At 48.6% G+C, this 331-nt stretch carries 1 protein-coding gene; it reads left to right on the top strand.

Features of this window, described 5'->3' with window-relative positions:
- Positions 1-331 (top strand): Ig-like domain-containing protein (locus HHH54_RS10975; protein ID WP_232796335.1); only part of this gene is annotated, 331 nt, incomplete at both ends.

Here is a 331-nt window from a genome sequence, read left to right as displayed (position 1 = left end):
GGAAGTACAGTGACAATTACGTTCCCAGACGGCACAACAGCGACAGGAACAGTAGCGGAAGATGGAAACTACGAAGTTGCGATTCCAGGAAACATTGACCTTAAAGGCGGAGAAACGTTACAAGTGATAACAACAGACGCGTCAGGCAATGAATCAACAAGTACGTCAACAACAGTGACGGATACAACAGCACCAGAAGCACCGACGGTGAACGAAGTAACGTCAGACGCAACGTCAATCACAGGAACAGGAGAACCAGGAAGTACGGTAACGATTACGTTCCCGGATGGTACAACAGCGACAGGCACAGTAGGAGACAATGGTAGCTATG

The organism is Staphylococcus canis (assembly GCF_016238445.1).
Classification (GTDB): Bacteria; Bacillota; Bacilli; order Staphylococcales; family Staphylococcaceae; genus Staphylococcus; species Staphylococcus canis.
Note: the sequence above shows the minus strand (reverse complement) of the source record. Positions and strands in the feature narration are given on the sequence as shown.